The following is a 20,278-nucleotide window of genomic DNA, read 5'->3' on the forward strand; positions in this document are numbered from 1 at the left end:
AAAACAACAAAACAAAAGCGATATACTCTCTTTAGGCTAATACTGATAAATCTCTTTTCATATTGTGCTTCAAGTTTTTTTGCAGATATACCCGTTCAGTAAATATATTATTTAAAAACTCTCTTGTTTTGATCAAAAACATATTTCTATTTTTTAGCTTTAAACTAAGTAATAGATTTCTTTTTTGCTTATGGCGGCTTAATCCCATCCCCAGGCCAAATAAAAAGCCAATAAAAATAGAAGACAATGCAAAAACTGCCCATGATAAATTGGATATAGGAACAATAACTTTAACACCGATTAATACAGAGATAACCGTCCATCCAATGCTTAATAATACTTCAGCACAAGCCACCCCAGAAGCAATACCAAAAATTGTATTTCTAAGATGTCCGGTATGAGGAAGGTTATTATTAGCGTCTTGAACTACTTTTTCAAAAGTTAACTCATTAGCTAAATAATTATTTTTTATGTAATGAATCAATGACTTTCTAATTGACTTGTTAGCAGAAAGATCGCTATTCGCTAACAGCTCAATAAAAGAAAAAGAGTTGATTTGCTCCAGATTATTGTTTGAACTTAATAACAGTCTCACTCTCGGTTGCCAGAGCAATACAAAATGAACAGTCTCAAATTGCTTGAATTTTTTGCAAACAGATGCCACAAGTGAATCAGTAATTAAAAAATAATTGTTTTCTATTCCTGATAAAAGATGTTGAGTGAACTCTTCATCACTAGAAAATAAACAGCGTAATTGTAACAGCTCATAAAATAACTCTTCAGATAAGTTAATGAACTCTCTTACGGAAGAAGTTATCTCTTCATGCAAATGAAACATATCGTCTATTAATTTTCTAAAGCCATACAGTGAAATGGGAATCGCTAAAAATAGAGAAATAACCGTTGATACTGCTATGGTCACTGTGGAGATAGGTCCTGTAAAGCCGTCAGGAGCAATAGGTGCAGTGGTATACCAGAATGCTGCAGAAATTAAACCAGCTATGCCGATGCCTTCAAAAAGAGCATGTGCACTGATAATTATTTTATCACTTTTAGCCACAGAAAATTCAGTAGATTTTGAGGCGGGAATTTTTTTATCAGCATTCATCAGAATTACCCTAATAAACTAGAAATGAGCAGATGTTCAATCCCTGTTTTTGATTCGCTTCCACCTTAATGAGCCATACCCACACGAGGTCTCTGCATGAATATAGTGATTGGATCACTGGTTAAAAGAACCTCTCCATTCGCATTAACCACCTGAACAGCAATAGTATGAGATCCTCTGTAAATACCATTTAATTCAAAAATCGTATTCGGTTGGGGATCTCCCAGTGGTGCTCCATCAAATAATATTTGCAAATTATCGCCTTCCGATAATTTAGGCTCTAATTCAACGGAAACAACAACGTACCCTTGATTGTTACGAATTGTAGCCTGATTAAGAGGATCTCTAATCGCTATTTTGGTATAGGTTCTATCACTTTTTTCACTAGTATTATTTTCTTCTTGAACAGGAGTAACCTCCTGTTTTGGTGAGGAAGAAGAAGGAGAAGGTGTTGAAAAACTCTGATCATCAGGAATTTTTAGTTTCTCCGCACCTGGGTGCGGATTATCACTAAAGTGAACAACTCCTTGACTGTCTGTCCAGGTATAAACTTCCGCATGTGAAGTGCACGTCATCATTATTAATGCAGCCAGCAGGAAAAGTTTATTCATCACCTTTATCCTTTGTCTTTACAGACTGTAATATAACTCAAATTCAAAAGGATGGGTCAGACTTCTGATTTTTGTTATTTCCTCTTCTTTCAATCGGATGTAATTATTAATAAAGTCTCTACTAAATACATCGCCTTGCAACAAGAACTCATGATCAGCTCTTAAATTTTCCATTGCTTGCTCCAAAGAAGAACAAACTGTTGGAACATCAACAAGCTCTTCAGGTGGTAAATCATAAAGATCTTTATCCATAGGTTGTCCAGGATGAATTTTCTTTTGAATACCATCAAGTCCGGCCATCATCATGGCAGTGAAAGCCAGATAAGGGTTTGCTGTTGGATCAGGAAAACGAACTTCAATCCGACGTGCTTTAGGGTTATGTACATGAGGTATACGAATTGCAGCAGAACGATTCCTTGCAGAATAAGCCAATAATACTGGTGCTTCAAATCCAGGAACCAGACGTTTGTAACTGTTAGTAGATGGATTGGTAAAGGCATTTAAGGCACGGGCATGCTTCACAATTCCGCCGATGTAATATAAGGCGGTTTCAGAAAGACCCGCATATTGATCGCCAGCGAATAAATTAACTCCATCTTTCGATAATGATTGATGGCAGTGCATCCCGCTTCCATTATCACCTACCAAAGGTTTAGGCATAAAAGTCGCAGTTTTTCCATAATTATGGGCTACGTTATGAATAACGTATTTTAAAATTTGCAGCTCATCTGCTTTTTTAGTCAAAGTATTAAAACGTGTTGCCACCTCGCATTGGTTTGCTGTCGCCACCTCATGATGATGTGCTTCAACTACAGATCCCAATGACTCAAGAGTTAAACATATAGCAGAACGAATATCATGAGAAGAATCTACCGGAGGAACTGGGAAGTAACCGCCTTTTACAGAAGGTCTGTGGCCTATATTACCACCTTCCATTTCTTTGCCGGAATTCCAATGCGCCTCATCAGAATCTATTTTATAAAAAGATCCGCTGATATTGGTTTCCCACTGAACATTGTCGAATAAGAAAAATTCAGGTTCTGGACCAAAATTAACGCCATCAGCTATACCTGTAGATTGTAAATAAGCTTCTGCACGTTGCGCTAATGACCGAGGGCAACGATCATAACCAAGCCCTGTTTGTGGATCAACAACGTTGCAACGTATGAATAAAGTATTATCCTGAAAAAATGGATCCAATTTGACAGAATCTAAATCCGGCATGAGTGCCAGGTCAGATTGATGAATTTTCTGCCATCCTTTGAATGATGAACCATCTATCATTTTTCCATTTTCAAAAAAATCATCATCAGCAGCGGATACTGGAATAGTATAATGTTGTTCCTTACCTCGTATATCAGTAAATCTTAAATCGATAAACTTTGCTTCGTGTTCCTTAATTGCCTCAAGCACTACATTTTTACTCATCATTTAGTCTCCAGGATAGTTCGGCTGTAAGTTTACCTTAAGTGACTTATTAAACCCAATAGATTACACTCTATAGTTTTCAACTATAGTAAAATAATATGGGCGCGTACCAATATCAAGCGCTAAAAAAAAATGGCAATCCCAGTAAAGGCGTGATCGAAGCGGATTCAGAGCGCCATGCCCGCCAATTGTTGCGTGAACAAGGCTTAATACCGACTCAAATTCAGACTCTGACCCAACAGCGCGTTGCCAATACGAAGAGCAAAATCTCCGCAGCGGATCTGTCGTTACTCACCAGACAATTAGCCACCCTTCTTGCTGCCGGTATCCCCGTAGAAGAATCCTTACGCGGCGTCAGTGAACAAACCGAAAAAGATAAAGTAAGAGAGCTTATTATTGGAATTCGTGCCAAGGTGCTCGAAGGGTATGGTTTGGCGCAGGCCATGGCTCAATACCCCAATGCTTTTCCTGAATTGTATAGAGCGACCGTAGGCTCAGGAGAGCAAACAGGGCGTCTTGACTTAGTTTTGGAAAAGCTGGCTGATTATACTGAAAATCAGCAAAATACCCGCCAAAAAGTACAGCAGGCTTTGATTTACCCACTTATTATGATCATTGTTTCTGTAGCAATTATTAGCTTCTTACTCACGTTTGTAGTCCCTAAAATTATTGAAGTATTTACCAGTAGCGGACAAACGCTGCCGGGTATGACTCAACTGCTCATTACCTTTAGTCAGTTTATTAAATCGTATGGGCTTTATACTTTAATGGTCATCCTCCTTGCTATTGTTGGTTTTAAAAGAAGCTTGAACAATATAAAAATTAAAATGGCATGGCATCGGTTAATTCTCCGCTTACCTATTGTGTCCTATCTGGCAAAAACAATTAACGTTGCCCGCTACATCCACACCTTTGGAATTCTCTTTGCGGCAGGAGTGAGTGTACTTGAAACCATGCGCGTTTCAGCAAGTCTGGTTACCAATTTAGTGATGAGACAAGCATTTGATGCAGCTACACTGCGTGTCAGAGAAGGCAGTGGTATCCATGAGGCCCTAAAAGAAACTCGTTACATCAGCCCGATGGCAATTCATTTAATTGCCAGCGGTGAAAAAAGTGGTCAACTTTCCAATATGATGGAACGTTCAGCCAATCATCTGGATAATGAAGTAAAGCGATTAATTGATACCTCTTTGACCTTGTTAGAACCCATGGTGATTTTGCTCATGGGTGCAGTGGTTCTGTTTATTGTTTTGGCGACATTATTACCGATATTTTCAATGGAACAATTAGTTGCTTAAAGAATAATGCTCTATAGAATAGGATGGACTTTTTATATGGATGCATAGGTTGATGCATTAAAAGTGTGTTATTATTTACCATTTAGTTTTCAAAGGAACAAAGATGAATCGACAAAAGGGTTTTTCATTAATTGAAATTATGGTTGTTGTCGTTATATTAGGTATTTTAGCCTCTATAGTCGTACCTAAAATTATGGGGCGTCCTGATGAGGCTCGTAAAGTAAAGGCAAAACAAGATGTACTCGCCATCCAAAATGCTCTTGACTTGTATAAGCTTGATAATGGCACATACCCCAGTACGGATCAGGGTTTAATGGCTTTGGTAGAAAAACCGTCAAATAACCCTACCCCAACCAATTGGAAACAATACCTTAAGTCTGTACCTAAGGATCCTTGGGGAAGAGATTATCTTTACTTAAATCCTGGACAGCACGGTGATGTGGATGTGTTTACTCTGGGAGCTGAGGGCCAACCTGGTGGAACAGGTATTAATGCGGAGATTGGTAACTGGGATGATCACTAATCGAGGTTTTACCCTAATTGAAATTCTAATCGTCATTGTTATTATAGGCATTACCGTTGGTTTTGCCTTAATTACTTTTGGGGATTTTGGCGAAAGCAGACGAATATTGTTTTCAGTCGATCAATTAGTAAATGCCCTTAAATTAGCCCAGCAACAAGCTATTTTAGAAACCAGCACCCTAGGACTTCGCATCAATAATAACAGTTATCAAATTTTAAGATTTCAAAACGCCTCCAATTGGGAGCCCATCTCTAATAAAGGGATTTTTAAAGTTACTTATTTCCCTAAAAATACGGTCATTATTCTTAAAACAAATAATAAGCCTCTTCCAGGATCGCCATCCATAATCATTAACTCTTCTGGAGACATGACTCCTTTTACTTTAAGCTTTGGAACAAATAAAGAGATGATGACCACGCTAAAGGGCTCTCATAATGGCAATCTAATTTTTTCTACGGCTAAAATCAAATGAATCCTCATACAAAGTCAAATCAGAAAATATCAGGATTTACTTTAATTGAGGTATTACTGGCACTTACTATTATCGCTATTGCTTTAACGGCTTTATTAAAAGCCACAGCACAAAATATAGAAAATACCCATCGCATCAAAGAGAAAGCGATTGGTCATTGGGTTGCCATGCAAGGAGTTTCTATGATTCAGCTCAATCTGCTCCAGCTAAACCAGAGCCAAGAGTCAACACAGGCGACCACCATGCTTGGACAACAGTGGTATTGGAGGGCAAAATTCAGCGCCACTCCCATAAAACAAATGCAGCAAATCACCATTTCTGTTAGCCCCAAACAATCGGGACCTTTTCGTGAAGAACTCGTTGCCTTCAGGTACTTACAATGAAACATAACAAGGGATTTACCCTGATTGAAATTTTAATTGCTCTAACTGTTTTTGCAATATTAGCGACCATTACTTCTTCTTCATTATATTATGCCTTCACTAATCGAACCCGGGTTAATGCCCAAGCGGAGCGTTTAAATGCCTTACAGCTTGCCATTAGTTTAATTCAACAGGACACAACGCAAACTGTAGAGCGGGCCATTAGAGGAAACGAAATGCACCTATTTCCGGTTTTTGTTGGGCAACCTCAATATCTGGAGCTGACTCGAGATGGCAACATTAATCCTCAAAGCTTTGAGAAGCGCAGTAATCTAAAACGTATCGCTCTTGTATGTATGGATGGCTCACTTCTTCATCGCACATGGCCTAGTCTGGATCCGGCCAATAGAAAGACTTATGAAGACAAAGTATTGCTTAATAATGTAACTAACTGTCATTTTAATTACTTAAATCAAAGTCTGCAGCTCTTACCAGAATGGCGGGAACAAGCCGTCACTCAAGACCAAGGGAAAGAACCATTACCGAAGGCAATACAGATAAATATTACGTTGCCAGAATGGGGTGAAATGAACTTGTTATTCGTTATTCCGGCGGCTCTTTATGCATCCACTTAAAAAATCTCGGGGAGGTGCCCTGCTCACAGCTCTTTTTATCATGACTTTAGTGGCAATTGTTGCCACAGCTATGAGCACCAGATTGCAATTAGATATTTACCGAACTCGATTAACAGTTACTCACGACAAACTTTATCTTGCATCACAGGCTGTATTGTTTTGGGCAATGAATGAGTTAAGTGATAAAACCAAGCAATTTACCAAATTGGATAAGCAAGGTATGGTTGCCCAATATCCTAAAAATATGGAGCTGATTGTTAATCATATAAAATTAAGCGGTGGTCTTTATGACTTACAAGCGCGTTTTAATCTCAACAATCTGATTGAAAAAAAATTACTGCCGGTTTTTATTAATCTTATTAGTCATACCACTCATCAGTTAAATAATAAAGAACAGCTTAATTTGGCGCTTGGGGTTCAAGACTGGTTAACTACTTATGATCTCGCTCGTGGTAAGGATAATTACACTTCCTATTACCTCTCACAAAAACCTCCTTATTATCCAAGTCATCAATTAATGAACAGCACTTCAGAATTTAGATTAATTAAAGATGTTTCTTCAGCCGTGTACCAGGCTATAGAACCTTTTGTCACTGTCTTACCAGAAACGACTCCGATAAATATCAATACTGCCTCAAAAAAAGTACTTATGTCACTTGGTAATGGAATGACTGAAGTCCAGGTGAATGAGCTCATAATGGCAAGAGGAGAAAATGGCATAAAAGATCTTAAAGACATTGCTGAGTTGGCTAAAAAAATTGATTTACCCAGTGAACAAATTACTATAGAAAGCAAATATTTTCTCAACGTAGCTGTTGTAACAAGCGATGAATTTAAATTAACAGTTTATACTTTGCTAAAACGGAGTAAGGATAAACAAGGAAAAGTATCGGTTAGTGTGATTCGAGAAAGTATAAACAGCTTTTAAAAGCTGTTTATACTTTATGCCCTCTCTCATTCAGTCTGTAGCCTGGTTGCAAGCAACCAGGCTACCATTGTGTCACAGCATATGTCATTTGTGGATCAAATCGTGGTCATTGCGAACTAAGTGAAACAATTGTTCAGATTTTCAGCGAAGCACCCGTCTGCTTCGCCAAGGCTCGCAAAGACAAGATACGCATACTCCATGAATGCTTTCACAATGTTTAATCATCGTTTTGTGCGTTACTTTCTAAAGGCCCCATATCTTTAATTATTTTATCAGCGTCTTTTTTATCCTGCTCGGACAATTTACTGTCTAAGGCTCTGAGTTCTTTTGCTGCTTCTTCATTTTTATTTCCAGCGGCAATTTTAAGCCAGGCATAAGCTTTAACTAAGTTTTTAGGTACCCCTAGCCCAGCCATGTACATATACCCTAATTTAGCCTGACCTACAGGATTTCCTTGAGCTGCAGATTTACCAAACCAGAAGGCTGCCTGTTGATAATCTTTATCCACTCCAGTACCAGTCAAAAGTAACTGACCAATTTGTGCTTGCGCTTCAGGTTGGCCTTTCTCAGCCGCAGCCTGATACCAGTAAGCAGCTTTTTGAGGATTAGCATCTACTCCATATCCTTTGAGGTAATAATACCCCAGGTATGTTTCTGCATTGGGGTGTCCTTGATTCGCTGCCTGAGAGAACCAATAAAAAGCAATTTTGTCATCAGCGGCTACTCCGCCCTGTTGCCCTGTATAGAGCAGACCTAAGCTGTAAGCCCCCTTCTCATCACCTTGCTCGGCTGCTTTTTGGTACCATTCCAATGCTTTATTAACATCTTTAGGTGTACCTTTCCCTGTCATATATTGATAAGCTAAATTTACTTGAGCCTTACTGTAACCTTGATCCGCGGCTTTTCTAAACCAGGTGAATGCATTGGTATCACTTTGTTGAACTCCGTCACCTGTTGCATACATTAAGCCAACATTTCTTTGGGCAATAGCATTTCCTTGCTCTGCTGCTTTCATATACCATTTAAATGCTTCTGGATAATTTTGGGTCACACCCTTACCAGAGTCATACATAAATCCAAGACTTAATTGAGATAAAGCATACTTCTTTTCAGCAGATTTTTGATACCAGTTTCTTGCTTCTTCATAACTCATGGGTACACCATACCCATATTGATACATGCGCCCTAATAAATACATTGCCTCTTCATTACCCTCTTTTGCAGCCTGCATTAAATGAGGGTATGCGGTGTTGTAATCACCATTCTCATAAGCCGCAAAACCAATTAGCTCGTCTGCAAAAACAGAGTTAACCATCAGCAACATCAGTGCCAAAATGAACCCGCGCATGCCTACTCCAATTCGGTGCCCTTATCTATAGAGTAGAATATTGAGCCAACAAAGCAAGTTATTGAACAAATTTATGATTTAAAAAGGAGTTTAGCAGAACTAATAAGCCCCGTAATCCTCATGAGACACTAATGGCTCTGACGCAACGCACGCCAATCTGAAAATTCTTACCCCCACTACCCTGATTGCCAGAAGTGAAGTCTTGGAAGAACGAGTTGGTCGGGATATTGAACACATCCTCAGTAGATCCCCAGTAACTGCCAGCAAGACCGCCAATATTGCCATTATTAACCAAATTAGATTGCATGTTTTGTGATATAGGAACAGCTTGGGTACCACAGGTAGTTCCTATATTAAGGCTGTCATAACCCATTTCACAAATAGCCGGCAAATACCAATCTGTATAGCCGCTAATCGTCTCCTTACAAAAGCCTGCTGCATAAAAATTCAAATTGACTGCCGGATAAAAATTAACAATCACTCGAGTATTACAGGCTCCATCCAAATTGCCATTACAGGCATCTAGAGGAGTTGATGAATTCTGATAGATTCCAGGTATGGCATCAAAAGCAGCATCAGCACTAGTTCCACCATTTCCATTCGAGCTCCAAATAATGCCATTTGGTGCGGGAGCGACCTGATCTATGAGTGCAGCAACTGTACCCCCAATGCTGCCACTATTTGGTGTGGTATCATCAATATTAAAAATAAACCCTGATTGATACACGCTACCATAAGTTAGTATATTTATCGTAGGTGTTAACGTATTGGTATTATCTCCTGATATAGTGAGGCTAATGGGGGTTGGATTAGTATCGCCCGGCATAGCACTGGGGGTTGCTCCTGGGGTAATCGTTAAGACACAAGTACCTGCTGGAGCAAGCGTTCCGCAACTGGCAGGCATTATGGTTGTGCCTGCTGGCAATGAGGGTGACAGACTATAAGTCACGTTAGTTGCGATGTCTGTGCCCGTGTTAGTGATAGTGATAATCCTTGCTACCCCACTGGTTTGCAATGCTAACGAAGGTATACTTGCTGCAAGGGTTGTTTCGCTGGGAACTGACGCGAACTTAATATTTAACCTTTTGGATGCGCTGGGTTGATAACATTGTAATAAATTTCCCTGCTGACAGACAACGGGACCACCAACTACATTCCCCTGAAGTGTACGGCCTGTAACCTGAAGCGTTAAAGTGCACGATTTCTGAGGGCCTAAAATAAACGGATTATCACAACTCCCACCAGTGATTTGACTGATGCCTGTAATTGGAGCCATCACCAAAGTGTGCGACTTTCTTGATTGATTGGTAACAATATATTGGATAATGGCAGTCCCACTGACTGAAACCGATACCTTTGTTGCCGTCAGGGGAGTAAATGTCCATAAAGGGACTCCTGCTTGGGAGACAGATAACAGAAAAAATGAACCCATGCACATAAAAAATCGTATCATTAAACATCGGATTATTGTGGTAGAGCCGTACTTTCCTTCTCCATAAATCATTGAAGCATCCCTATTCTATTTTTCGTTAATAAAACAACTTTGTATATTCGAGTTTTCTCGATGTATCAGTCTAACTATCTATTATTCAAATTTTAATGACACCGAAACAGTGTTTATATAAAAGGGCTTGGCTTAAGGGGCTTCAAATTTTGAATTAATAATCCAATTATAATGTCGAGAAAAAGAGTAAATCTAATTATAAATAAAGGCAAGACTAACAATACACTATATCTGATAAGATAGTTCTATATATCTAAATCTGACATACTCTATTTACAGAGAAATTAAGAGAAAAATTTCTATTTTGATTATTAGTTAACATAAACAATCTCAAAGAAGATAGAATGCAGGTATAACAAGTGGTAATAGTTGATGATAATTCAACTAAAATTACAAATCTCAACTATTTATGGTAAGGAGGTAACGATGACGAATATTACGGAGGGACTAAATGAACAGCTTATTCTAAAAAGATCCATCGTAGTGACTTGTTTCTTATCAATAGTCGGTATCGTATTTGGCTTATTATCTGGCTCATTAGCCATCGTATTTGATGGTATGTTTGATATGATTGATGCTGTCATGTCAATCCTCGCCTTTTTCGTCACCCGTCTGTTAACCAGTGAAGGTAACCGCCGATTTCAATATGGTTATTGGCACGTTGAGCCCATGGTCCTTGTCTTCAACGGAAGCGTGCTCATTTTGCTCTCCGCCTATGCATTAATCAACGCCATCGGTAGCTTGTTGTCTGGTGGCCGAGAAATGAACTTTGACCTGGCATTAGTTATTGCCCTGTTGATGTCTGTTTTATCCATGAGTATGTATGGTTATATACGACATAAAAATCTCAAGGTGAATTCCGAGTTCTTGAGACTTGATGCACACAGTTGGCTAATGTCCGGATCCATTTCATTATCTCTCTTAGTGGCCTTTGCTATTGCCCAATTTATGGAAGGAAGTCGCTACCAATATCTTACTCCTTACGTTGATCCTCTTGTTTTAGCTATCCTTTCAATTTTTTTAATTTTTGTACCCATGCCGACCGTACGCAATGCCATGCGTGATATTTTTCTTATTGCCCCATTTAGTCTTGATGAGAAAGTAAGGCAATTTTTAGATGCATTAATTGTACGACATGAATTTAAGACCTATTCAAGCTACGTTGCTAAAATTGGGCGTGCCCAATTTATTGAAATTCATATAGTAGTACCTCCTGGCTATTCAATTAACAGTGTGGAAACATTAGATGTAATTCGTCACGAAATAGCAGACGCAATGGGGGGAGAAAGTCCCCAACGTTGGTTAACTGTCGTTTTTACTGCTAATGAAAGCTGGATTTAGAAAAACAAGAGTACGGAAAATGATTCATTCCTATGCATGTTCAATAAGCACATGCTTGCCGCATACGTCTATCACTAAAAGTTAGGTCTAAAAATGCGCCATCTTTTTTAGAAGCAATCAAAAGTCGTTTGTTCATTGGCAGTTAATTCAGTAATTTGGTCTTGGATAGATTGATACATTGGAAATAATTTTGGACTGTAATGGTAAAGTCTCCCAACAATTTTTTCATTAAGAGCCCCCAATAATAGGGCTTTTACATTATTGTTTCTTATGGAATTAATTTCTACATGTAAATCATGTAACTTAGCGTAAGGGAAACTAACACTCTTCGTTGATAAAGATTCCAAATAAGAAGACAACTCTGACTCTAATGCTTCTATTTTTTTCTGTAAATTTAAATATTGAGCTTTATGGGGGCGAAATAAAAACATTCTATCACCTTAATTTTAATTCCATTTAATTTCAACGTGCATAGCTCACACTGACACACTGTAATATGAGATTATCTATTCTGCATCCTTAACAAAAAGTCAGAGAAATCCCATACTACACCGCGCCACGGATTACCTTCTTATTACAATGCTTCAAATACAGCAGCAGCTCCCATGCCTGTACCGATACACATTGTTACCATTCCATATCGACCCTTAGTTCTTTTCAAGCCATGTAATAGAGTTGCGGTTCTTATCGTCCCTGTAGCACCTAATGGGTGGCCTAAAGCAATAGCGCCACCTAAAGGATTTACTTTGTCTCTGGGCAGATTAAGCTCTTTAATTACTGCTAATGCCTGAGCTGCAAATGCTTCATTAAGTTCTATCCAATCTAATTGATCTAAACGAATGCCAGCACGTTTTAAAGCAAGCGGAATTGCTTGAATCGGACCTATCCCCATAATCTCTGGTGGAACCCCGGCAACAGCAAAACTCAGTAATCGCCCCATTGGCTTCAAATTATATTGCTTTAAAGCCTGCTCACTTGCCAGCAAGGCAATACCTGCCCCATCACTGGTTTGTGAACTATTTCCTGCTGTAACTGAACCTCGGGCAGCAAAAACAGGTTTTAATCGAGCAATCGCCTCATAAGAAGTATCAGCTCTAGGTCCCTCATCTTCACTAATCAATTTTTTCTTTACAACTACGGAGGAAGTTTCCAGGTCTGCTTGTCTGATAGTAATTTCTATAGGGCTGATTTCCTCTTTAAAATACCCACTCTTTTGCGCCGCTATAGCTTTCTTATGACTTTCGGCAGCAAACTCATCTTGTTGTTCACGAGTGATATCCCAGCGTTTGGCAACATTTTCAGCAGTGATTCCCATTCCATAGGCAATAGCAACATCTTCCTTATTAAATATCGAAGGATTAGCCGTATATTTATTACCCCCCAAAGGCACCATAGACATACTTTCAACGCCACCACCAAGGGCCAGGTGAATATCACCGTTAAGGATGGACCCTGCGGCAGTAGCAATACTTTGTACTCCAGAAGAGCAAAATCGGTTAATGGTCATTGCGGGAACAGACTCGGGCAAATCAGCTAATAAAGAAGCGATACGCGCTACGTTCATCCCCTGCTCTGCTTCAGGCATAGCACAACCAATCACTACATCTCCGATTTCGTGCCAATCTATTGATTGATGTCTATGGGTTAAACTTTTTATAGTATGTGCCAATAAATCGTCTGGTAATGTATGCTTAAAAACGCCTCTCGGTGCTTTACCAACCGGAGTGCGCAATACATCAACTATATATACATTAGTCATAACTCAATCTCCTTGCTTAATTGCGCAGTGGTTTACCAGTTTCTAATAAGTGACTGATTCGTGCCTGGGTTAATGGCATTGCCGCAAGTTTAATAAATGCTTCTCTTTCCAACTTCAATACCCAATTCTCATCGACCAAAGTGCCTTGATTGAGATTTCCACCACAAAGAACTGCTGCCAATTCATTAGCCAGGAAATAATCATGTTGGGAAATAAAGCCTCCTTCTAACCAATTTACCAAGCCTGCTTGCAGCCGTGCGTGTCCTTCAATCCCTGCAACTTTAAATTTCTTTTGTAACGGGGGAAGATAATTCGCTGCTTGCATGGCATTAATTTTTGCTAATGCCGCATATAAAACTTCATCGGCATGCATTACAACAGTGTCGGTACTGCGCAAATAGCCCATTTGCAGTGCATCAGGGGCGCTTCCCGCAACTTGAGCCGTAGCAATTTGTTGGAAGAATACTTGAAGAAAAGTCATTAAATCAGCCTGCTGTGCCTGATGAGCAGCGCGCATTGCCATTTCCTTACAACCACCTCCTGCAGGAATGACACCAACCCCCACCTCGACCAAACCAGGATAGGATTCAAAAGCTGAAACTACCGTGTCACAATGCATCATTAACTCACAACCCCCACCTAAAGCACGACCTCGTAAAGCCGCAACAGTGGGAATGGCACTGTATTTTAAACGCATGGCCACCTGTTGGAATTGAACAATCATTGCTTCCAGCTCCTGCATTTTCTTTTCCTGAATGAGCATAGAAACACCACGCAAATCCGCACCGGAACTAAAATTAGAAGCATCATGCTGATAGATGATTAACCCTTTGCACTGTTTTTCTGCCAACTCTAAAGCTTCATACAAGCCATCAAGAACTGCCTGTCCAACGGTATTCGCCTTGCTGTTAAAGTTAACCACAGCAACATCATCTTTTAGATGCCACAAACAAACACCTTCGTTTTCGTAAATATAAGGGGTGGAGTAAACAGATTCCTTCAAAACTCTATCAGGGAAAAATTGATGTTGATAAACAGGCAATTTACTTCTGGACTGATATTCGTTTTGTTGAGGAGAATAAGCACCATCCCGAGTATAAAAGGCTTGGATTTCTGCTAACCAGCCTGGTAATTTAGCAGTACTTAAAGTGGTTTTTGCTTCAATGGACTGACTAATAAATTGAGTCATCTGCTGCAAATCAGCTAATTGCCAGGTTTCAAAAGGCCCTTGCATCCAACCAAAACCCCATCGAATAGCTAAATCTACATCTCTGACATTATCAGCAATGTCCTCTAAATGAAACGCGCAATAATGAAATAAGTCTTTAAAGCAGGCTGCCAGAAATTGCGCTTGCTTATTACTCGAATTGATTAGACCTTTCATGCGAGCGACAGGATCCGTATTTTTCATGATCGCGTTCAACTCATCACTTATTTCTGATTTTGACGGTCGATAATTACCTGATTTAATATCATAAACCTCAATGACCTTACCATTTTTTCTGTAAATTCCCTGACCGGATTTTTGTCCTAAATGTCCTTCTTTAATTAATCCACTTAACCACTCAGGCAATTTAAAATGAGGATGCCAGGGATCATCTTTTAATTGCTGTTGCATGGTATGAACCACGTGTTGCATTGTATCAAGACCTACAACATCCATGGTACGAAACGTTGCAGATTTCGGTCTGCCCAGCAAAGGTCCTGTTAAGGCATCCACTTCATCCAGCCCCATATCCATGGCAAGGGTATGATGTAAGGTAGTTAATAATGAAAAAACACCAATACGATTGGCAATAAAATTAGGCGTATCTTTAGCTCTAACCACTCCTTTACCTAAATGACTGGTTAACCAGGTTTCCAGGTTATCCATCATTTTTTTAGAGGTAGTTTGAGCTGGAATTAATTCAGCAAGATGCATATAACGAGGAGGATTAAAAAAATGAACCCCACAAAAATGTTCACGGTGCTGTTTTGGCAAAACATCACATAAAGAATTAATACTAAGGCCGGAAGTATTACTCACCAAAATTGATTTTTCAGTTAAATAAGGTGAAATACGTTTATATAAATCTTCTTTCCAATCAATACGCTCAGCTATGGCTTCGATGATTAAGTCACATGAGGATAAATCTGCAAGATTCTGTTCGTAGTTTCGAGCTTTGAGCAAAGCAGCAGTTTGAGCAGTGGCTAAAGGTGCTGGCTTTAGTTTTCCCAAATTAACGATTGCTTTGTCAATTAAGCCATTAGCAGGTCCTTCTTTGGCTGCTAAATCGAATAATAAAGTCTCTATGCCTGCATTAACGCAGTGCGCAGCTATTTGTGCCCCCATAACCCCTGCACCTAAAACCGCGACTTTCTTTATAAAAAAAGGTTCCTGCATTATTGTATCCTCTTTTTTGTCGTGAAAAAATAATTAATCCTGATGTAGAACATAGGCCCATGTAAACGATCATTAAGTTAAGGACTACCGTGATCCCGTTCGACCTGAGGAGGTGCGATAGCACCGTCTCGAAGCCTTGGTGCATAAGCTTCGAGACGACGTAAACGTCTCCTCAGCTCGAACGGATTGAGGTACAAAATCCTTAGCCTATAAATTATTTAACCTTTTTAAGACAGAGTAAATCGAATACCTTGAGCCAGGGGCAGTTCATCCCCCCAATTTATTGTATTCGTTTGACGTCGCATATAGGCTTTCCATGAATCAGACCCCGATTCACGACCACCTCCAGTTTCTTTTTCACCACCGAATGCGCCGCCTATTTCTGCACCTGAAGTACCAATATTAATATTCGCGATACCACAATCGCTTCCCCAGGCACTTAAAAAACGTTCTGCATTTTTTAAATCTTGTGTAAACAAAGCCGAAGATAGTCCTTGGGGAACACCATTTTGCAACTCAATCGCTTCATCTAGAGAACTATAAGACATAACATATAAAATAGGCGCAAAAGTTTCTTCTTGAACAATGTCCCAATGGTTTTTCACATCGACAACCAAAGTAGGTTGGACAAAAGAGCCTGATTGTTTTAATACTTCACCACCAAACACTATTTGACCGCCTGCTTCTTTTATTCTGACAACGGCTTTTTTAAATTGTTCAACCGCTTCCTGATCAATGAGAGGCCCCATTAAATTACGTTCATCAAGAGGATCGCCAATGGTTATTTGTTCATAAGCATGCTGTAATCTTTTTATTACATCGTGGTACTTGGATTCATGAACAAATAATCGGCGTGTTGTAGTACAGCGCTGTCCTGCAGTTCCTACTGCGCCAAAAACCACACCAGGGATCGCCAAGTGCAGGTCGGCTGACTCATCGAGAATAATTGCATTATTTCCACCCAACTCCAGAATGGTTTTACCTAATCGGGCGGCGACTTTCGCCGAAACTTGTTTTCCTACAGCAGTAGAACCGGTAAAGGAAATGAGCGGAATACGAGTATCATTAACCATAGCATCAACAACATCATGCGAGCTGGGAATTATTAAACTGAATATCTCAGGACAATCATTTTTCTTTAAAACCTGATTACAAATATACTGTACGGCTACAGCGCAAAGAGGTGTTTTTGCAGAGGGCTTCCATAAAGTGACGTTTCCACATATTGCAGCTAAAAATGCATTCCACGCCCAAACAGCAACAGGAAAGTTAAACGCAGAAATAACGCCTATAATCCCATAAGGATGCCATTGCTCATACATTCGATGATATGGACGCTCTGAATGCATGGAGTTTCCATACAGCATGCGGGATTGACCAACAGCAAAGTCGGCAATATCAATCATTTCCTGTACTTCGCCATCCCCTTCTTGTTTGGATTTCCCCATTTCCAAAGAAACCAAACTTCCCAAGCTGTCTTTTTGCTCTCTTAAGGCCTGACCAATTTGCCTTATAATTTCTCCGCGTTTAGGAGCAGGAACTTTTTTCCAGGCTTGAGCCGCTTGCACCGCTCGGCTCATTACCTGCTCATAATCGCTCATAGAACAGGTAGCAATTTCTGCAAGTTTCTGGCCGTTTGCTGGACTATACGAAACTAAAGTCCTTTGATGATTTTCACTGTGCCAACCCTGGCCACTAAAGGCACCAGGATTGATAGACTGAATTTTAAGCTGATTTAATAATTCCATAAAGAGCTCCTAAGCGTAGTATTTACCGAACCGATTCTCCAATACACTGGATAATTTGAATTTTTCTTGCAAAATCAGTCCCTTATACTCATTAGATTGCCCTAATACCAAATCAACTACAGCGCAGATACCTGACGCGGTACTGACTTGAATAGCAGACCATTCCAAACCGCGAATTACTTCAGGATACACTTTTTTCACATAGCTTTTTTCCGTCAGCTCACCGCGTTTAATTCCTTCTACCGTAACATAGACAATAACGATATCCTGGTACGTTTTAGGAATTGCATTTTCGAGAATTCGCTTTAAGGTAACTCGGTCATCGTTTAACCGTAAGTCATTCATAAGTAAACGCATTTTTTCACAATGACCAGGATAACGCATGGTCTTATAATTCATGGTTTGCACTTTGCCAAAATACAACTCAGCCAAACTTCCTAAACCGCCCGAAGTGTTAAATGCTTCATATTCACAACCATCTATCTGAATCGCCTCTAAACCTTCAAGAGGTGCCATTATTACTGCTTTTCCACCCTCAATACCATAACAAGGGTTTCCATACTCATTTATTACCCCATCAGTTGACCAGGTTAACGAGTATTGAAGTGCATTATTCGCTCGCTGTGGCAAAGCACCTACGCGTAATTTAGCATGAAAGCATTGTTCAAATTCCTGCATCAGACTATTTGCAGCGATACTGATAAATCCAGGAGCTAATCCACATTGAGGAACAAATGCAGTCTCAGCATTTTCAGCAATGGCTTTAACAGCATCGGTAACGGAGGTATCCTCGGTTAAATCAAAATAATGCGCTTTTGCAGCCTTTGCAGCTTGTGCCACATAGGTGTTTAAAAAGTAAGGTAAACTTGAAATAACTGCGATAATATTATGTTTTTTTAGATAGGCTTCTGTTGACTGTTCATCTTTAACATCCAACGCAACCGTTTTAATTTCAGGTAATGCGGCTAATAATCTTTTTACATCCGATCCACTAAATTCGACATCGGCCAAATGAACTTGATAAGAGCCACTATCAGCCAATAAACAAGCAATTAAGCTTCCTATCTTCCCAGCACCAGTAATCATTACGTTGTACATACAATCCCTCTCCTTTGTAAAACGAGATAATCCTACACAAAATATTAAGCATTGAATAGAGATAATTGGCGGATTAAAGTGATATTTCCAACTACATCTCTTGTCCTAATCGCTGATTCCCTTCTATAATTCTTGACCTGAGTGCCGTAGTCATTTATCTTGGCCACTTTAATCTATTTGATTATCCCATGAAGCAAGCCGCTTTAACCAATTCTGAATTTTTCGATGCTGTAATCAGATCAAAATATACTCTCTATATTTTTATATTTATCACCGGATTATTAGCGCCGCTTGGTTTTGCTCCGTTTCATATGCCAGGTATTACCATTTTGAGTCTGGCCTTCCTGTTCTCTGCACTATTAAACTGCTCTGCGAAAAAAAGCTTTACTTTAGGCTTCATTTTTGGGGTGGGATATTTTGGCTTTGGTGTTTCCTGGGTTATTATTAGTATTCATGACTATGGTCAATTAAATTATTTTTTGTCAGGATTAACTACCCTTATTTTTGTATTTTATCTTTCTTTATTCCCGGCTTCAGTATCCTATGTTTTTAAATTATTGCAATCCAATCACGATAAGTTATTAAGTATCCTTTTGTTCAGCTCCTTATGGTGTCTTAGTGAATTTATTCGAGCAAATCTGTTTACCGGTTTTCCCTGGTTATTGATTGGTACTACTCAGATTGATACGCCTTTACGTTACCTTGCACCTCTTTTGGGAATTTATGGATTAAGTTTATTTTGTTCTTTTACAGCTGGTTTATTAACAATCGCTGTCCGTGAAAACTCCATCAAACGATATTACTATCTTATTTTATTTGTTCTAATCCTGATTACCCCCTCTCTTGGAAAAAACATTCATTGGACTGAGGTAAAAAAAGATCCCGTGACTATCGGGGTTATTCAAGCAAACCTATCAATGCGGGATAAGTGGGATGATAGTCTTTTCTGGAGTTTATTAAAATTTTATGGGCAGGCTATTGATAAACTGCTGGGCAAACAATTAATAATTTTACCTGAGTCAGCTATCCCCTTACCCGCGAGCTATCTCGATGAATATTTGCTGAAACTCAATAAAAAAGCCTTAAAAGCAAAAAGCGCGCTCATGCTCGGGATATTACAGCCAGCTAATGACAATGAAACTTATTATTACAACTCCGTCATTAGCTTGGGACAAGCCCAGGGGGAACACTTTAAACAACGATTGGTTCCTTTTGGAGAATACATACCAGCACCATTTGTCGCTATAAACCGATGGTTTAATTTACCGGAACCCAATATTTTACCCGGAAAAAAAGATCAACAATTAATAAAAATTGCAGATAATCCCATTGCCAGCCTGATCTGTTATGAAATTGCCTATCCTAATCTGCTAAGGCATCAGATGCCTTTGGCGCGATGGATTGTTTCAATCAGCGATAATGGCTGGTTTGGCCGTTCTTTAGCAAGTTATCAACAGCTGCAAATGGCTCAAGTTCTTTCCTTACTGACAGGACGATTTCAGATAGTGGTGAATAATGATGGTTTGTCATCGGTCATCAATAATAACGGTGATATAGTTGAAGGATTACCCCCATTCAGCTCTGGAATTTTGGAAGGAGAAATTTTTCCTGCTGAAGGAGCGACTCCATGGGTCATTTGGTACGACTACCCTTCGATTATATTTTGCTCATTATTTATAATATTCATACTGATTTTGCAGCTTCGTCAATTTACGAAGAAATAATCTATTGC

18 protein-coding genes are annotated in these 20,278 nt (G+C 39.4%); 8 read left to right on the forward strand and 10 right to left on the reverse strand.

Annotated features, from left to right (window positions below; genetic code table 11):
• Window positions 1-31: 31 nt before the first annotated feature.
• From LOX96_RS10915 to glnA, 3 genes are all read right to left on the reverse strand, one after another.
• Complete coding sequence (locus tag LOX96_RS10915) at window positions 32-1,108, reverse strand: hypothetical protein (protein WP_250421515.1); 1,077 nt, start codon at window positions 1,106-1,108, stop codon at window positions 32-34.
• A 65-nt stretch (window positions 1,109-1,173) separates the two neighbouring features.
• On the reverse strand, window positions 1,174-1,719 hold the full coding sequence (locus tag LOX96_RS10920; RefSeq protein WP_250421516.1) for a DUF4124 domain-containing protein: 546 nt from the start codon (window positions 1,717-1,719) through the stop codon (window positions 1,174-1,176).
• An 18-nt stretch (window positions 1,720-1,737) separates the two neighbouring features.
• Window positions 1,738-3,147, reverse strand: coding sequence for a glutamate--ammonia ligase (gene glnA / locus LOX96_RS10925; protein ID WP_250421588.1), 1,410 nt, complete (start codon window positions 3,145-3,147; stop codon window positions 1,738-1,740).
• 98 nt (window positions 3,148-3,245) lie between these two features.
• Between glnA and lspF the strand changes: the two genes are divergently transcribed.
• The 6 genes from lspF to gspK all read left to right on the forward strand — a co-directional run bounded on the left by lspF (window position 3,246) and on the right by gspK (window position 7,365).
• Window positions 3,246-4,445, forward strand: coding sequence for a GspF family T2SS innner membrane protein variant LspF (gene lspF, locus LOX96_RS10930; RefSeq protein WP_250421517.1), 1,200 nt, complete (start codon window positions 3,246-3,248; stop codon window positions 4,443-4,445).
• Between the two features lie 103 nt (window positions 4,446-4,548).
• A complete protein-coding gene (gene lspG, locus LOX96_RS10935) occupies window positions 4,549-4,968 on the forward strand; it encodes a GspG family T2SS major pseudopilin variant LspG (RefSeq protein WP_250421518.1) in 420 nt (139 codons plus the stop codon).
• Entirely contained in the window at window positions 4,958-5,440 is a 483-nt protein-coding gene (gene lspH, locus LOX96_RS10940; RefSeq protein WP_250421519.1) for a GspH family T2SS minor pseudopilin variant LspH, read from the forward strand. The genes lspG and lspH overlap by 11 nt, the downstream gene beginning before the upstream one ends.
• Window positions 5,437-5,823 (forward strand): GspI family T2SS minor pseudopilin variant LspI, encoded by a 387-nt coding sequence (lspI, locus tag LOX96_RS10945; RefSeq protein ID WP_250421520.1) that lies wholly within the window; start codon window positions 5,437-5,439, stop codon window positions 5,821-5,823. The genes lspH and lspI overlap by 4 nt, the downstream gene beginning before the upstream one ends.
• Window positions 5,820-6,437 (forward strand): GspJ family T2SS minor pseudopilin variant LspJ, encoded by a 618-nt coding sequence (lspJ, locus tag LOX96_RS10950; protein ID WP_250421521.1) that lies wholly within the window; start codon window positions 5,820-5,822, stop codon window positions 6,435-6,437. The genes lspI and lspJ overlap by 4 nt, the downstream gene beginning before the upstream one ends.
• Complete coding sequence (gene gspK / locus LOX96_RS10955; RefSeq protein WP_250421522.1) at window positions 6,424-7,365, forward strand: type II secretion system minor pseudopilin GspK; 942 nt, start codon at window positions 6,424-6,426, stop codon at window positions 7,363-7,365. Before lspJ ends, gspK begins: the two co-directional genes overlap by 14 nt.
• A 217-nt stretch (window positions 7,366-7,582) precedes the next feature.
• Here the strand turns inward: gspK and LOX96_RS10960 are convergent, their stop codons facing one another.
• Entirely contained in the window at window positions 7,583-8,713 is a 1,131-nt protein-coding gene (locus LOX96_RS10960; protein ID WP_250421523.1) for an SEL1-like repeat protein, read from the reverse strand.
• 118 nt (window positions 8,714-8,831) lie between these two features.
• Window positions 8,832-10,217 carry an Lcl C-terminal domain-containing protein gene (locus LOX96_RS10965; protein WP_250421524.1) on the reverse strand — a complete coding sequence of 462 codons (1,386 nt, stop codon included), beginning with the start codon at window positions 10,215-10,217 and terminating at the stop codon, window positions 8,832-8,834.
• A gap of 426 nt (window positions 10,218-10,643) precedes the next feature.
• Here LOX96_RS10965 and LOX96_RS10970 point away from each other — a divergent pair, with 426 nt between their 5' ends.
• Complete coding sequence (locus LOX96_RS10970) at window positions 10,644-11,558, forward strand: cation diffusion facilitator family transporter (protein WP_250421525.1); 915 nt, start codon at window positions 10,644-10,646, stop codon at window positions 11,556-11,558.
• A 107-nt stretch (window positions 11,559-11,665) separates the two neighbouring features.
• Here the strand turns inward: LOX96_RS10970 and LOX96_RS10975 are convergent, their stop codons facing one another.
• The 5 genes from LOX96_RS10975 to LOX96_RS10995 form a co-directional block, all read right to left on the reverse strand.
• Window positions 11,666-11,989 carry a hypothetical protein gene (locus tag LOX96_RS10975; protein WP_250421526.1) on the reverse strand — a complete coding sequence of 108 codons (324 nt, stop codon included), beginning with the start codon at window positions 11,987-11,989 and terminating at the stop codon, window positions 11,666-11,668.
• Window positions 11,990-12,132: 143 nt separating this feature from the next.
• Window positions 12,133-13,317 carry an acetyl-CoA C-acyltransferase gene (locus LOX96_RS10980; RefSeq protein WP_250421527.1) on the reverse strand — a complete coding sequence of 395 codons (1,185 nt, stop codon included), beginning with the start codon at window positions 13,315-13,317 and terminating at the stop codon, window positions 12,133-12,135.
• 16 nt (window positions 13,318-13,333) lie between these two features.
• Entirely contained in the window at window positions 13,334-15,700 is a 2,367-nt protein-coding gene (locus LOX96_RS10985; protein ID WP_250421528.1) for a 3-hydroxyacyl-CoA dehydrogenase/enoyl-CoA hydratase family protein, read from the reverse strand.
• 227 nt (window positions 15,701-15,927) lie between these two features.
• The gene (gene amaB, locus LOX96_RS10990; protein ID WP_250421529.1) at window positions 15,928-17,448 is read right to left on the reverse strand and encodes an L-piperidine-6-carboxylate dehydrogenase; all 1,521 of its coding nucleotides are present in this window, start codon (window positions 17,446-17,448) and stop codon (window positions 15,928-15,930) included.
• A gap of 9 nt (window positions 17,449-17,457) precedes the next feature.
• Entirely contained in the window at window positions 17,458-18,546 is a 1,089-nt protein-coding gene (locus tag LOX96_RS10995) for a saccharopine dehydrogenase family protein (RefSeq protein WP_250421530.1), read from the reverse strand.
• A 188-nt stretch (window positions 18,547-18,734) separates the two neighbouring features.
• Between LOX96_RS10995 and lnt the strand changes: the two genes are divergently transcribed.
• The gene (lnt, locus tag LOX96_RS11000; RefSeq protein ID WP_250421531.1) at window positions 18,735-20,270 is read left to right on the forward strand and encodes an apolipoprotein N-acyltransferase; all 1,536 of its coding nucleotides are present in this window, start codon (window positions 18,735-18,737) and stop codon (window positions 20,268-20,270) included.
• Window positions 20,271-20,278: the final 8 nt, after the last annotated feature.

The organism is Legionella maioricensis, assembly GCF_023618015.1.
GTDB classification, from domain to species: domain Bacteria; phylum Pseudomonadota; class Gammaproteobacteria; order Legionellales; family Legionellaceae; genus Legionella; species Legionella maioricensis.